This is a genomic window from Streptomyces sp. NPDC024698 (assembly GCF_055559015.1).
In genome coordinates this window covers 372323-385185 of record NZ_JBVHLK010000002.1, presented here as the reverse complement: position 1 = coordinate 385185, position 12863 = coordinate 372323, and the positions used below count along the sequence as shown (strand labels likewise).

12 protein-coding genes are annotated in these 12863 nt (G+C 70.8%); 8 read left to right on the top strand and 4 right to left on the bottom strand.

From position 1 onward, the window contains the following. Nucleotides 1-103 precede the first annotated feature (103 nt). Entirely contained in the window at nucleotides 104-1891 is a 1788-nt protein-coding gene (locus ACZ4AA_RS06175; RefSeq protein WP_467596202.1) for a DEAD/DEAH box helicase, read from the top strand. Nucleotides 1892-2056: 165 nt separating this feature from the next. On the opposite strand, the gene ACZ4AA_RS06170 is transcribed toward ACZ4AA_RS06175, so the two are convergent. Both ACZ4AA_RS06170 and ACZ4AA_RS06165 read right to left on the bottom strand, forming a co-directional pair. Further along, on the bottom strand, nucleotides 2057-2809 hold the full coding sequence (locus ACZ4AA_RS06170) for a DUF2625 family protein (RefSeq protein WP_467596199.1): 753 nt from the start codon (nucleotides 2807-2809) through the stop codon (nucleotides 2057-2059). A gap of 38 nt (nucleotides 2810-2847) precedes the next feature. After that, on the bottom strand, nucleotides 2848-3255 hold the full coding sequence (locus tag ACZ4AA_RS06165; protein ID WP_467596193.1) for a hypothetical protein: 408 nt from the start codon (nucleotides 3253-3255) through the stop codon (nucleotides 2848-2850). Between the two features lie 110 nt (nucleotides 3256-3365). On the opposite strand from ACZ4AA_RS06165, the gene ACZ4AA_RS06160 reads away from it, so the two are divergent. From ACZ4AA_RS06160 to ACZ4AA_RS06140, 5 genes are all read left to right on the top strand, one after another. After that, complete coding sequence (locus ACZ4AA_RS06160; protein WP_467596188.1) at nucleotides 3366-3710, top strand: hypothetical protein; 345 nt, start codon at nucleotides 3366-3368, stop codon at nucleotides 3708-3710. A 227-nt stretch (nucleotides 3711-3937) separates the two neighbouring features. Beyond that, the gene (locus tag ACZ4AA_RS06155; RefSeq protein WP_467596184.1) at nucleotides 3938-5212 is read left to right on the top strand and encodes a L,D-transpeptidase; all 1275 of its coding nucleotides are present in this window, start codon (nucleotides 3938-3940) and stop codon (nucleotides 5210-5212) included. A 168-nt stretch (nucleotides 5213-5380) separates the two neighbouring features. After that, the gene (locus ACZ4AA_RS06150; protein ID WP_467596180.1) at nucleotides 5381-6844 is read left to right on the top strand and encodes an ABC transporter permease; all 1464 of its coding nucleotides are present in this window, start codon (nucleotides 5381-5383) and stop codon (nucleotides 6842-6844) included. Nucleotides 6845-6883: 39 nt separating this feature from the next. Next, nucleotides 6884-7567, top strand: coding sequence for an ABC transporter ATP-binding protein (locus ACZ4AA_RS06145; protein ID WP_467596175.1), 684 nt, complete (start codon nucleotides 6884-6886; stop codon nucleotides 7565-7567). Nucleotides 7568-7663: 96 nt separating this feature from the next. After that, on the top strand, nucleotides 7664-8434 hold the full coding sequence (locus tag ACZ4AA_RS06140; protein ID WP_467596169.1) for a globin domain-containing protein: 771 nt from the start codon (nucleotides 7664-7666) through the stop codon (nucleotides 8432-8434). A gap of 110 nt (nucleotides 8435-8544) precedes the next feature. Here ACZ4AA_RS06140 and ACZ4AA_RS06135 read toward each other — a convergent pair whose 3' ends face one another. After that, entirely contained in the window at nucleotides 8545-9459 is a 915-nt protein-coding gene (locus tag ACZ4AA_RS06135) for a helix-turn-helix domain-containing protein (RefSeq protein WP_467596164.1), read from the bottom strand. Between the two features lie 174 nt (nucleotides 9460-9633). Here ACZ4AA_RS06135 and ACZ4AA_RS06130 point away from each other — a divergent pair, with 174 nt between their 5' ends. Beyond that, the gene (locus ACZ4AA_RS06130) at nucleotides 9634-10674 is read left to right on the top strand and encodes an NAD(P)-dependent alcohol dehydrogenase (RefSeq protein WP_467596160.1); all 1041 of its coding nucleotides are present in this window, start codon (nucleotides 9634-9636) and stop codon (nucleotides 10672-10674) included. A 96-nt stretch (nucleotides 10675-10770) separates the two neighbouring features. Here ACZ4AA_RS06130 and ACZ4AA_RS06125 read toward each other — a convergent pair whose 3' ends face one another. Continuing rightward, entirely contained in the window at nucleotides 10771-12000 is a 1230-nt protein-coding gene (locus ACZ4AA_RS06125; protein WP_467596157.1) for a serine hydrolase domain-containing protein, read from the bottom strand. 309 nt (nucleotides 12001-12309) lie between these two features. Here ACZ4AA_RS06125 and ACZ4AA_RS06120 point away from each other — a divergent pair, with 309 nt between their 5' ends. Next, nucleotides 12310-12858, top strand: a complete 549-nt coding sequence (locus ACZ4AA_RS06120; RefSeq protein WP_467596154.1) for a hypothetical protein — start codon at nucleotides 12310-12312, stop codon at nucleotides 12856-12858. Nucleotides 12859-12863: the final 5 nt, after the last annotated feature.

Below are 12863 nucleotides of genomic sequence, written 5' to 3'. Positions count from 1 at the left end.
CGCGCCTTCGGGTGCGGGATCCGGCTCAGCGCTGTGACAGCTCATGCAGTCGGTGAGCGCTGTGTGTGCAGTCCGTGGGCCCAGGAAGGAAACCAGATCCAGCATGACTCGATCCGAACGTCCCGTCCGTAAGCGGCCGGCGAACGCACGCGCCGACCGCGCCGGCGGCTCCGCGAAGAGCGCGGGCCGGGGAGCCGGCCGCGCCGGCGCCCGCAAGGTCGCGCCTCCGCAGGAGTTCTCCCTGCCCGAGACGATCACTCCGGCGCTGCCCGCGGTCGACTCGTTCGGCGCGCTGGACATGCCGGCCGCCCTGACGAAGACCCTCGTGGCCCAGGGCGTCACCGAGCCGTTCCCGATCCAGGGCGCCACCCTGCCCAACTCCCTCGCCGGGCGCGATGTCCTCGGCCGGGGACGCACCGGTTCCGGCAAGACGCTCGCCTTCGGCCTCGCGCTCCTCGCCCGCACCGCCGGACGCCGTGCCGAGCCGCGCCACCCGCTCGCGCTCGTCCTCGTCCCCACCCGTGAACTCGCCCAGCAGGTCGACGACGCGCTGACCCCGTACGCCACCGCCGTCAACCTGCGCGTGACCACGGCCGTCGGCGGGATGTCGATCGGCCGCCAGGCCGGCACGCTGCGCCGCGGAGTCGAGGTCCTCGTGGCCACCCCCGGGCGGCTGAAGGACCTCATCGAGCGCGGCGACTGCGCCCTCGGCCAGGTCGCGATCACCGTGCTCGACGAGGCCGACCAGATGGCCGACATGGGCTTCATGCCGCAGGTCACCGCGCTGCTCAAGCAGGTCGAGGCGGGCGGCCAGCGGCTGCTCTTCTCGGCGACGCTCGACAAGAACATCGACCGGCTCGTCAAGATGTTCCTCACCGACCCCGTGGTGCACTCCGTCGACCCGTCCGCGGGCGCGGTGACGACCATGGAGCACCACGTGCTGCACGTCGCCGACGAGACCGACAAGAAGGCCGTCGCCACGCGCATCGCCGCGCGTGACGGCCGGGTCATCCTCTTCGTCGACACCAAGCGCGGCGCCGACCGCTTCACCAAGCGGCTGCTCGCCAGCGGTGTCCGGGCCTCGGCCCTGCACGGCGGGCGCAGCCAGCCGCAGCGCAACCGCACGCTCGACCAGTTCAAGAACGGCCAGGTCACCGCGCTCGTGGCGACCAACGTGGCGGCGCGTGGCATTCACATCGACGACCTCGACCTCGTGGTCAACGTCGACCCGCCGACCGACCACAAGGACTACCTCCACCGCGGCGGCCGTACCGCCCGCGCCGGTGAGTCCGGCAGCGTCGTCACGCTGGTGCTCCCCGAGCAGAAGCGTGAGATGACCCGGCTGATGGCGGACGCCGGCATCACGCCGCGCACCGCCCGCGTCAAGTCCAGCGACGAGGAGCTCTCCCGGCTCACCGGCGCCCGTGAGCCCTCCGGCGTCCCGGTCGTCATCGAGGTCCCGCAGCCCGTCGTCGAGCAGCCGAAGGCGCGCTCCAAGACGCGGCGTGCGACCGGTGGCGGGGCCAGGCGCCCGGCGGTCGGCGGCGGCGACACGGCCGGACGCACGGGCGGCGGGTCGGACGGCCAGGCTCGCCGGCAGCGTGCCGGACGTCCGGGCACCGGCGCCGCGACAGGCGCCGCGGGTACCGGACGCCGTACGAGCACCGGGGGAGCGGCCGCGGGCCGTCGTGGCGAGGCCGGCGCGGGCACGGGCCGCCGTGCGGACGCGGGAGGCGCGGCCACGGGCCGTCGCGGTGAGGCCGGGGGCGGCTCCGGCCGTCGTACGGACGCCGCCGGCGGTTCGGGTGCCGGTCGTTCCGGCGGCCGCGGGCGCGCTCCGCAGCGCGGCGGCCAGAACGGCGGCCAGGGCGGCGGCCGCAGGGCCGCCTGACCCGACCGGATACCTTCGGCGTTCACGCCGCGGCCCCGCGACCCCCGGCCCTCGGCTGCGGGGCGCGGGGCCGCGGCGTGAACGGGGCTTCGTGGCGCGGGAGTTCGGACGTCAGAGGTACGGGGGTACGGGGGTACGGGGGTACGGGGGTAAGGCGGGACGGGTTCAGACGTCGCCCAGGAACCCCGGGTCCACTCCGTCCAGCTTCAGGGCGAAGTCCCGGTGCAGGCGGAGCAGTTCGGCCAGCGGCACCGCGCGCCGGCTGGTCGACTGGAGGTCGCGGCGCGCCTCGGCCGACCACAGGAACGGCACCACGGACAGCCCCTGCGTGCCCGTGAGGGCGCCCGACTCGGCCCGCCAGCCGGGCCAGCGCAGTGTGTCGTAGAACTGGTCCGTGCCCTCGTCGAGGAGCCACTGGAGCCATGCCCCGTGGCCCACTTCGAGCGTCTCCCACTTCAGTGAGTCGGGCGCGAAGTACACGATCTCGCCCGGACGGCCGGGGCGCCCCACCGACTCCGGGTCGGGTCCGTTGAGGACGAACACCCCGCCCAGCACGTCGTGTCCGACGACGAGTCCGCCGTCCCGCGGGCGCCAGTGGGGATCGAAGTACTCGGGGAATCCGTTGACCTCGGCGAGCGAGGGCAGGTCCGTCGTCCCGCTGGGCACCCCCGTCGGGGGCTCCTCGGCCGGACTGCCGTAGATCCGCAGCCATCCGCTGTCCAGCACCACGCCGCCGCAGTTGAGCACCATCCCGCCCAGCCAGGACCGTGCGGTGACCTGGAGCTGGTGCAGACTCGCCCGGCCCAGATCGGGGTCCACCGGCGGAACGTCCATGGACACCCCGCTGGCGGAGAGCGCCTTGGACAGCAGCGGCCAGGCCGGTTCCTCGACTTCGGTCAGCTCGCTCAGCTCTCGCATGGCTTCCCTGTGGGTTGTCAGGCGCGCGGTCGATGCGCTCAGTAGGCCATCATGCGCTCTCTGCGCACGGAATACGTCACGAATCCGGCGCCCAGACCGAGGAAGAGCGTCCCGCCGACGAGGTACGGCGTCGTGTCCACGGCACCGGTGTCCGCGAGCCGGGTCTCGTCGTCACCGGAGAGTGCGCGCGGTCCGCCGTCACCCGAGGGCGTGCCCGTGCCGCTGTCGCCGGAGAGCGCCCGGGTGCCGTTGTCGTCCGATCCGGCGGACTTCCGTGTCGCCGTGCTGACGGCCGGTGCGGACGCCGGCCCCGTCGGGGACGCCGGCCCCGTCGCGGTCGGTGTGGGTACGTCCTGGGACGCGTTGGCGGACGGGACGAACCACAGGGCACCCAGGAGGGTCCCCGCTGCGGTGGCGGTCAGCAACGATCGACGTGCGGCGGACACGAAATATCGATCCCCTTGTGGCGCTTGCGAATTGGCCGTGTGGCCCGATGCTAATGAAAGGCACGGGTCGCGGGAAAGTCGCGCATGCCACGGGCCGTACGCTCCCTCTCATGACTACCCCTGAGACCGCACGGTTTGTCCGGCTTCGTGTCGAACTCGTGCTGGAGATCGACGATGCCGACGCCGTCACCCGGGCCGCGCTGGAGCGGATCGGCGACGACACGGACATGCCGGCCGAGGAAAGGGCGCACGCCGAGGGTGCGGTGACGGAAGACACGGCGGAGGCGCTGGCCTATCTCGTCGACCCGTTCGACCTGGTCAGCGAGGTGCCCGGAATCGAACTCGCCCAGGCTTCCTGGAGCAGCGAACCCATCGACTACGACCCCGATTCGCCGGATTGGGACATCGACGAGGATGATGCCGGGGAGGACGACGAGGAAGACGTGCACGGCTGACGCGGTCCGGGAGGCATGACCCCGGCCGGTGACCGCCGTCCGGGGCCCTTCGTTCCGGCGTGGCACGAGCCGCCTCCGCATCGCACCCGCGATCCGCTTCGGTCCTCGCGCCCGAGCGCGGTGGACGTGGCGTGGGCCACACTTCCGCGGGAAGTGGAACGGGGCGAACCGGTTGCGGCGTTGAGACATTGACGGGGCTTCCGTGGTCCTTTCGGGAATCGGCGACGATGGAGAAGCGTGTGATGACGAACAGTAAGCGGCGCAAGCGTCTGACGACTGCGTCCGTACTGCTCGGCGGGGTGCTGGTGCTCTCTGCGTGCAGCGGGGGCGGAGGCGGAGACAAGGCCGGCGCTTCGGGCGGCGGCGACCCCACGTCGCAGGCCAAGGTCGACGAGGCGGCGGCCAAGAAGACGTCCGAGGCCCAGATCAGGATCACGCCCAAGGACGGCTCCGACAACGCCTCGATCAACAACGGCACCGCCGTCACGGTCAGCAAGGGCTCGCTCACGTCCGTCACGATGAAGACCGCGACCGGCACCGCCGTCGCCGGTCAGATATCGGCCGACAAGAAGAGCTGGAAGCCCCTGAACGGGCTGGCGCGCGCCACCACGTACAAGATCGCGGCCGAGGCCGCCGACTCCGCCGGCCGCACGGCCCACGAGAACGCGTCGTTCACCACGGTCTCCCCGGCCAACAGCTTCATCGGCAACTTCACGCCCGAGGACGGCTCCACCGTCGGCGTCGGCATGCCGGTCTCGATCAACTTCGACAAGGCGATCACCGACAAGGCCGCCGTGCAGAAGGGGATCACCGTCTCCTCCAGCAGCGGCCAGGAGGTCGTCGGCCACTGGTTCAACGCCAACCGCCTGGACTTCCGCCCCGAGAGCTACTGGACCGGCGGCTCCACCGTCACCCTCAAGCTGAACCTCGACGGGGTCCAGGGCGCGAGCGGTGTCTACGGCGTCCAGCAGAAGACGGTCACCTTCAAGGTCGGCCGCAACCAGGTCTCCGTCGTCGACGCCAAGACCAAGACGATGCAGGTCATGCAGGACGGCAAGGTCGTCAAGACCATCCCCGTCTCCGCGGGCGCTCCTGACCACACCACGTACCAGGGCCAGATGGTGATCTCCGAGAAGTTCAAGGAGACCCGGATGGACGGCTCGACGGTCGGCTTCACGAACGACGACGGCAAGGGCGAGTACGACATCAAGGACGTGCCGCACGCGATGCGTCTGTCGAACTCCGGCACCTTCATCCACGGCAACTACTGGGGCGCGAAGTCCATCTTCGGCTCCGTCAACACCAGCCACGGCTGTGTCGGCCTGTCCGACACGAAGGGCGCCGGCGACGCGAACACCCCCGCCGCGTGGTTCTTCGACCACTCCCTGGTCGGTGACGTGGTCGTCGTCAAGAACACCGGCGACAAGACCATCGCCCCGGACAACGGCCTCAACGGCTGGAACCTGGACTGGGCGGCCTGGAAGGCCGGTTCGGCCGTCTGAGACAGCCGGGACGGACCGGGACGAGAGCGAACATCGATGCGGCGGTGACCCCCGGGCCACCGCCGCATCGGCGTCTCCCACGGGTTTCCTGGCCCGGCCACAGCCTTCTCATGGTTCTCTTATTTCAGGCTTATTCCTTCATCACGCGCCGTAACTAGCTTGCGGCACATGTTCTTCACCTACCTGAGGCGCGAACTGCGCCGCCGCAGAAAGGCGGCCCTCGTCGTCGCCTCCGGGCTCGCCCTGGGCATCGCGCTGGTCATCGTGGTCAGTTCCGTGTCCTCGGGCATGGAGAAGGCCCAGGGCAAGGTTCTCCAGTCGCTGTACGGGCTGGGGACCGACATGACGGTCACCAAGGCCGCCGCCGCGAGCGGCACCAGTGACCGCCCGCGCTTCAACTTCGACGCGAAGGACAGCGCCTCCGGCACGGACCAGAGCAGCGACCGCGTCATGGTCCAGGGCTTCCAGACCCTGGCCTCCTCGACCGTCTCCAAGGTCGACGCGCAGAAGGGCGTCGCGGACTCCGTCGGCGGTCTGAGCCTCACGGTCATCCGCATCAACGGCCAGTTCACCCGAGGCCAGTTCAAGCAGGACCCGAGCAGCGGCGGCACCCGGCAGCGGGGCGGCGGGCAGCAGCCCCCGCAGGGCCGCGTCGAGGGCGGCGGCGCCAACTTCGACGTCAACAACTACACGGTCTACGGCACCGACGTCACCAAGCCGTCCCTGGGCCCGCTGACCTCGTCGAAGATCACCAGCGGCCGTACGTTCAAGACCTCCGAGACGAACGCCAAGGTCGTCGTCGCGGACAAGTCGTACGCCAAGGAGAAGAAGCTCAAGCTCGGTGGCACCGTCACCATCAAGAGCGTCAAGTACACGATCATCGGCATCGCGACGCCCGACAGCGGCGACGCGGCGGCCAACCTCTACATCCCGCTCCAGCAGGCGCAGACGCTCAGCGGCTCCAAGAACAAGGTCACGACGATCTACGTCAAGGCCTCGGACTCGCAGCAGATCGCCGGCGTCAAGAGCACCATCCAGAAGAACATCTCGGGTACGACGGTCACCACCTCCGCGGACCTCGCGAGCACCGTCTCCGGTTCCCTGTCCACCGCCTCCGACCTCGCCTCGAACGTGGGCAAGTGGCTCTCGATCGCGGTGCTCGTGGCCGCGTTCCTGGTCGCCGGTCTGCTCACCTCCTCCGCCGTCTCCCGCCGGGTACGTGAGTTCGGCACCCTCAAGGCACTCGGCTGGAAGTCGAGCCGGGTGACCCGCCAGGTGGTCGGCGAGGCCATCGTCAACGGCCTGGTCGGCGGCGTCCTCGGCATCGCCCTCGGCCTCGCGGGCGCCTATGTGGTCACCGAGATCAGCCCCAGCCTCTCGGCGCAGGTGGCTTCCGTGGGCCGTGGCGGTCCTGGCGGCGGAGGCGGCGGCTTCGGTGGCGGCGGCTTCGGCGGCCCGGCACGGCAGAGCGCCTCCAAGGCCCTCGACGTCGCGCTCACCGCGCCCGTCAGCGTCGACACGATCGTCCTCGCCGTCGCCCTGGCCGTGGCCGGCGGTCTGATCGCCGGTGCCTTCGGCGGCTGGCGCGCCTCCCGGCTGCGCCCCGCCGACGCCCTGCGCCGCGTCGAATAAGCCCCGCCCCACGTACTCACGTATCCCAGGAGTAGCACCATGTACGAACTCAGAGGCGTCACCAAGCGCTATGCGCGGGGCAAGGAATCGATCAACGCGCTCGCCGGGATCGATCTGACCATCGGCGACGGCGACCGGCTCGTCATCCAGGGCCCCACCGGCGGCGGCAAGTCCACCCTGCTCCAGATGCTCGGCGGGCTCGACCGTCCCACCGAGGGCAGCGTCGAACTCGACGGCGTCGACATGGCGAAGCTGTCCGAGGCGAAGCTCACCCGGGTGCGCAGCGAGAACATCGGCTTCGTCTTCCAGAGCTTCAACCTGATCCCCACGCTCACCGCCCAGGAGAACGTCGAGACCGCGCTCGTACCGCTGCGGGTCAAGGCGAAGGAACGGCGTGAGCGGGCCGCCGCGGCCCTGGAGTCCGTGGGGCTCTCCGAGCGCCTCGGGCACCTGCCCGCCGAGCTCTCGGGCGGCCAGCAGCAGCGGGTGGCGATCGCTCGCGCCCTGGTCAAGCAGCCCAAGGTGCTGCTCGCCGACGAGCCCACCGGCAACCTCGACGAGGGCATGCGCGACGAGATCATGGACGTGCTCGAAGCCATGTGGAAGGAGCACGGGCTGACCTTCATCATGGTCACCCACGACTCCGCGATCGCGAAGAAGGCCCCGCGCGTCGCGACGATCCGCAAGGGGAAGATCACCGTCAAGGAGAACGCGGGAGCCTAGCGCGCCGTCGCCCGGCCTCGGCGCGGGAGTGAGCCCGCAGCGAAAGGGCCACCGGAAAGAGAGCCTCCGGTGGCCCTTCCGTGTTTGTGTGGGGACATGACCGTCTCGACAGTCGAATACATCCGGTACCGCATTCCCGAGGACCAGTCGGCCGAGTTCCTTGCCGCCTACACCCGTGCCGCCCGCCTGCTCGCCGAGGCGCCGCAGTGCGTGGACTACGAACTCGCGCGCTGCGAGGAGGACTTCGAGCACTTCGTCCTGAGGATCACCTGGACCTCGACCGAGGACCACATCGAGGGCTTCCGCACCTCCGAGCTCTTCCCGGACTTCCTCGCCGAGATCCGCCCGTACATCGGCAGCATCGAGGAGATGCGTCACTACAAGCCCACGTCCGTGCGCGGCCGGGGCGCCTCCGAGCCCACGCTCTACGCCTGGGCGGGCGGCGCCGAGGCCTTCTCCCGCCTCACCGAGCAGTTCTACGACAAGGTCCTCAAGGACGACCTCCTCGCGCCGCTGTTCGCCGGTCTCGCGCCCGAGCACGCCGCCCACGTCGCCCTCTGGCTCGGCGAGGTCTTCGGCGGACCGGCCGCCTACTCCGAGACCCAGGGCGGCCACGGCCACATGGTCACCAAGCATCTGGGCAAGGGCATCACGGAGCCGCAGCGCCGCCGGTGGGTCAATCTGCTCCAGGACGCCGCCGACGACGCGGGACTGCCCACCGACGCCGAGTTCCGCTCCGCCTTCCTCGCGTACGCGGAGTGGGGCACGCGGCTGGCCGTGTACTACTCAGGCCCGGACGCGACACCTCCGGCCGAGCAGCCCGTACCGCGGTGGACCTGGGGAGCGGCACCGCCCTACCAGCCGTGAGCCGCGGCGCGGGGCCGTGAGCCCGGGTGCGGGAGACGAGCCGTGAGCCCGGGGGCCGGCCGAGGCGGGTGCCGGCCGGGGCCGCGGGCCGGAGCCTCGGGCGGGAGCGCTCACCGGGGAGCGGACGAGCCCGCGCGGGTCGCGTCCGTTCCCCACGACGCCAGCAGCCGCAGCGCCCCGGCCGAACTCGACTCCGGCTCCGCGTGATACGTGACCAGCGCCAGCTCGCTGTCGCCGATCAGCCGGAACGACTCGAACTGCAACGCCAGGTCGCCCACCAGCGGATGCCGCAGCAGCTTCACCCCGTGGCTCTTCTCCTTCACGTCGTGCGTCGCCCACAGCCGCCGGAAGTCCTCGCTCTTCACCGACAGCTCCCCGACCAGCGCGGCCAGCCGCGGATCGTCCGGATGACAGCCCGCGTCCATGCGCAGCAGACAGACGATGTCGATCGCCTTCTGCTCCCACTCCACGAACAGCTCCCGGTACTCGGGCCGCAGGAAGACCATCCGCGCCCAGTTCCGCTCCTGCGGCGGCAGCTCCGACCAGTCCCCGAAGACGGCCGCGGCCATCCGGTTCCAGACCAGCACGTCGGAGCGCCGCCCGGTGATGTACGCGGGGACGCCGTCGAGCGTGTCGAGCAGCTGGCGCAGGGAGCCGCGCACCTGCTGCGGCCTGGCCGTCTGCTTCTTCTTGTGCTGCTTGGGCTTCGCGAGATGCGTGAGGTGATTGTGCTCGGCGTCCGTCAGACGCAGCGCCCGCGCGATGGCGTCCAGCACCTCCGCCGACACATTGCGGCCCTGGCCCTGTTCGAGGCGCGTGTAGTAGGCCACGGACACCCCGGCGAGCTGGGCCAGCTCCTCGCGGCGCAGACCCGGAACCCGGCGGTGCCGCCCGAAGTCGGGCATCCCGACGTCCTCCGGCTTCAGCCGGGCCCGGCGGCTGCGCAGGAACTCGCTCAGTTCGGCGCGCCGGTCGAGGGAGTGGGCCGCCTCACCTGCGGGGGCCGCGGAGGGCTGTTCATCCATATGTCCAGTATCAACGGTCGTACGACACGGAGCCTGACCCCGCCAGTGGTAGGACCAGCGGACGTACGCAGAGCCGTGGTCTGGGTGAAACCCGTGGGACCGGGCAGGCTGGACGCCGTGCCCGGAGCGAGACCGCCGGGCACGGACCACCCCCCTCCCGAGGAGAACCCCGGCATGACCACTGTCGTCGCGTACGCCGCACCCGCCGCCAAGGCTCCGCTGGAGCGCACCACGATCGAGCGCCGCGCGGTCAGGGAGCACGACGTCCTGATCGACATCAAGTTCGCCGGCATCTGCCACTCCGACATCCACCAGGCCCGCGAGGGCTGGGGCAAGGCCGCCTTCCCGATGGTGCCGGGCCACGAGATCGCCGGCATCGTCGCCGAGGTCGGATCCGGCGTCACCAAGTTCAAGGTCGGCGACCGCGTGGGCGTCGGCTGCCTGGTCGACTCCTGCCGTGAGTGCGACAACTGCGAGGCCGGCCTGGAGCAGTACTGCACCGGCGGCGGTGTCGGCACGTACAACTCCGTCGGCAAGGACGGCGAGCCCACCTACGGCGGCTACTCCCAGAAGATCGTCGTCGACGAGAACTACACCCTGCGCATCCCCGACGGCATCTCCCTCGATGTCGCCGCGCCGCTGCTCTGCGCCGGTATCACCACGTACTCCCCGCTCAAGCACTGGAACGCGGGCCCCGGCAAGAGGGTCGCGGTCCTCGGCATGGGCGGTCTCGGCCACATGGGCGTCAAGATCGCGCACGCGCTCGGCGCCGAGGTCACCGTGCTCTCCCAGTCGCTGCGCAAGAAGGACGACGGCCTGAAGCTGGGCGCCGACCACTACTACGCCACCAGCGACCCGGAGACCTTCAAGGAACTGCGCGGCACCTTCGACCTGATCCTGTCCACCGTCTCCGCGCCGCTGGACCTGGACGCCTACCTCTCCCTGCTGCGCACGGACGGCGCGTTCGTGAACGTGGGCGCCCCCGAGGAGCCGGTCCGGCTCAACCTGTTCTCGGTGATCGGCGGCCGCAAGACCCTCGCGGGCTCCGGCATCGGCGGCATCCGCGAGACCCAGGAGATGCTGGACTTCTGCGCCGAGCACGGCTTCGGCGCCGAGATCGAGCTCATCGAGGCCTCCGAGATCAACGAGGCGTACGAGCGGGTGCTGGCGAGCGACGTCCGCTACCGCTTCGTGATCGACGCGGCCACGATCTAGTCGCGGCCGGCCCGACGCGTCCCGCCGCCGCGCGAGGCGTCCGGGAGACCACGAAAGGTGCCGCTCCGGTCGTACGACCGGAGCGGCACCCTCATGTCAGCGTCCGACGACCGCGCCGGCGTAGACGTTGTCCGGGGTCACGATCTGGGTGACGGCCCTGGCGATCAGCGTCGAGGGTTCCTGGCCCTGGTAGGTGATGTCGGTGTTGATCATGACGACCAGGGTGGCCTTCTTCGCGGGCAGATAGACGGTCACGGTCTCGTATCCCGGGATGGAGCCGTTGTGGCCGATCCATCCGCTCGCGTTGAAGATGCCGAGGCCGTACGACGTGCCCGGGAAGCCGGTCGGCAGCGTCTTCAGGCGCTGGGCCAGGGTCTCGGGGCTCAGCAGCGTGCCGGTGGCGACGACCTTCGCCCAGTGCCGCAGGTCGTGCAGGTTCGAGATCATCGCCCCGGCGGCCCAGGCCCAGCTCGGGTTCCAGTTGGTGGAGTTCGCGACCGAGCCGCTCAGCGTCTGGTTCGTGTAGCCCTGCGGGTGCGGATCGGGGATCGCGTTCCCCTTCGGGAAGAGCGTGTGGCGCAGCCCGGCGGGCCGCAGGACGCGCCGGTGGATGACGTCGCGCAGCCCCTGCCCGGTGACCTTCTCGACGACCAGGCCCAGCAGGATGAGGTTGGTGTTGGAGTACTCGAACTGCGCGCCGGGCGCGAACGTGTTGCGGTGCTTGAAGCCGTAGGCGAGCAGTTGCCGCGGGGTGAAGACCCGCTGGGGGTCGCTCAGCAGGTCGTGCACGAAGTCCGGATCGGACGTGTACGGGAACAGTCCGCTGCGCATCTCGGCCAGTTGGCGCAGGGTGATGTGCCGGCCGTTCGGGACGCCGGGGATGTAGCGGGAGATCGGGTCGTCCAGGCGGACCCGGTGCCGGTCAACGAGTTGGAGCAGCGCGGTGACGGTGAAGGTCTTGGTCTCGCTGCCGATCCGGACGTAGGAGTCGACGGACATCGGCTTGCGGGTGGCGGTGTCGGCGACACCGGTCGCGCGGACGTAGTTCCCCTTGCCGGGCATCCACAGTCCGACGACGACGCCGGGGATGTTCGCCTGCCGGCGGACGTCCGCGATGGCCTTGTCCAGCCGTGCGCTCAGCGCCGGGCTCAGGCTGTCGCGCGCGCTGTCGTCCTTGCCGTATCCGCCGGTGTCCGCCGCGTGGGCGACGGTGGTGCCGACGCCCGTCGGGTGGAGGGCCGCCGCGGGGGTGGCCGTCATCGGGGCCAGCACGGTCGCCGCGAGCAGGGCCGCGGCGAACGGGCGGCGGTAGGAGGGATGTCGCATGGGGGCGCCTCTTCCGGATCAGGTCCAGGTCACTGGGGACACGGGAACAGACGGCAACACCACCACCCGGGCCACCGACAGGAGCTCCGGTCCGATCAACGTTCCGGCAAGTCCACTCGATCGGCGGCAGACGCTGGGGCGGCGCCCGCTGCCCGCAACCATTCGGGGCACTCGTGGGTCTGCTGTACGTCGTGGGAGATCAGGCCGGACCGTGATCCGGGCGGGAGCGGGAGCAGGCGCCGGTACGGGATCGGGGCGGGAGCGGGCGCTGCAACGTGATCGGGAACGGGAACGGGAACGGGGGACGGGATGACGGGACGGACGAGCGGCCGGGAACGGCTGCGGCGGCAGAAGCCGGCGTGGTCCCTGCTCCTCGTGATCGCCGGTCTGTTCGCCGTCGGCACCGCCATCACCTGGCCGGCGGTGACGCATGTCGCCTATGCCTCGGGTCTGGCGGGCACGTCGGGCCATCTCAAGATCGAGGCCTGCACCTGGACCCGGAGCGGAGGCCACCGGTATCCGCACTGCCACGGCGTCTTCCGCTCCGACGACGGGACGGTGGTGGACCCGGACGCCACGATCGACAGCCGGCTGTCCGTCGGCCGCACGATCGGCCTGAGCCGGACGTCCTCAGGCGGCTACGACCGCACGGGCGTGGGCGCCGTGTTCGGCTGGCTGGCGATCTCCCTGTTCGGCCTGGTCGTCCTGGTCCTGGGCACCGCGGTGACGAGCACCGCGGCCGGCGCCCGCGGCAGCACCCGCCCGCTGATGAGACTGCTCGCCGTACTCCTGGCCGCGACACTGGTGTGCGCGTTCATCGGAGGAGCGACGGAGATCGCGGAGGCACTGGGAGCCTGAGACCG

Coding starts and splice junctions, on each gene's coding strand:
- ACZ4AA_RS06150 (WP_467596180.1), top strand. CDS start 5,381: ATGTTCTTCACCTACCTGAGGCGCGAACTGCGCCGCCGCAGAAAGGCG.
- ACZ4AA_RS06135 (WP_467596164.1), bottom strand. CDS start 9,459: ATGGATGAACAGCCCTCCGCGGCCCCCGCAGGTGAGGCGGCCCACTCC.
- ACZ4AA_RS06130 (WP_467596160.1), top strand. CDS start 9,634: ATGACCACTGTCGTCGCGTACGCCGCACCCGCCGCCAAGGCTCCGCTG.
- ACZ4AA_RS06145 (WP_467596175.1), top strand. CDS start 6,884: ATGTACGAACTCAGAGGCGTCACCAAGCGCTATGCGCGGGGCAAGGAA.
- ACZ4AA_RS06160 (WP_467596188.1), top strand. CDS start 3,366: ATGACTACCCCTGAGACCGCACGGTTTGTCCGGCTTCGTGTCGAACTC.
- ACZ4AA_RS06175 (WP_467596202.1), top strand. CDS start 104: ATGACTCGATCCGAACGTCCCGTCCGTAAGCGGCCGGCGAACGCACGC.
- ACZ4AA_RS06120 (WP_467596154.1), top strand. CDS start 12,310: ATGACGGGACGGACGAGCGGCCGGGAACGGCTGCGGCGGCAGAAGCCG.
- ACZ4AA_RS06155 (WP_467596184.1), top strand. CDS start 3,938: ATGGAGAAGCGTGTGATGACGAACAGTAAGCGGCGCAAGCGTCTGACG.
- ACZ4AA_RS06125 (WP_467596157.1), bottom strand. CDS start 12,000: ATGCGACATCCCTCCTACCGCCGCCCGTTCGCCGCGGCCCTGCTCGCG.
- ACZ4AA_RS06140 (WP_467596169.1), top strand. CDS start 7,664: ATGACCGTCTCGACAGTCGAATACATCCGGTACCGCATTCCCGAGGAC.
- ACZ4AA_RS06170 (WP_467596199.1), bottom strand. CDS start 2,809: ATGCGAGAGCTGAGCGAGCTGACCGAAGTCGAGGAACCGGCCTGGCCG.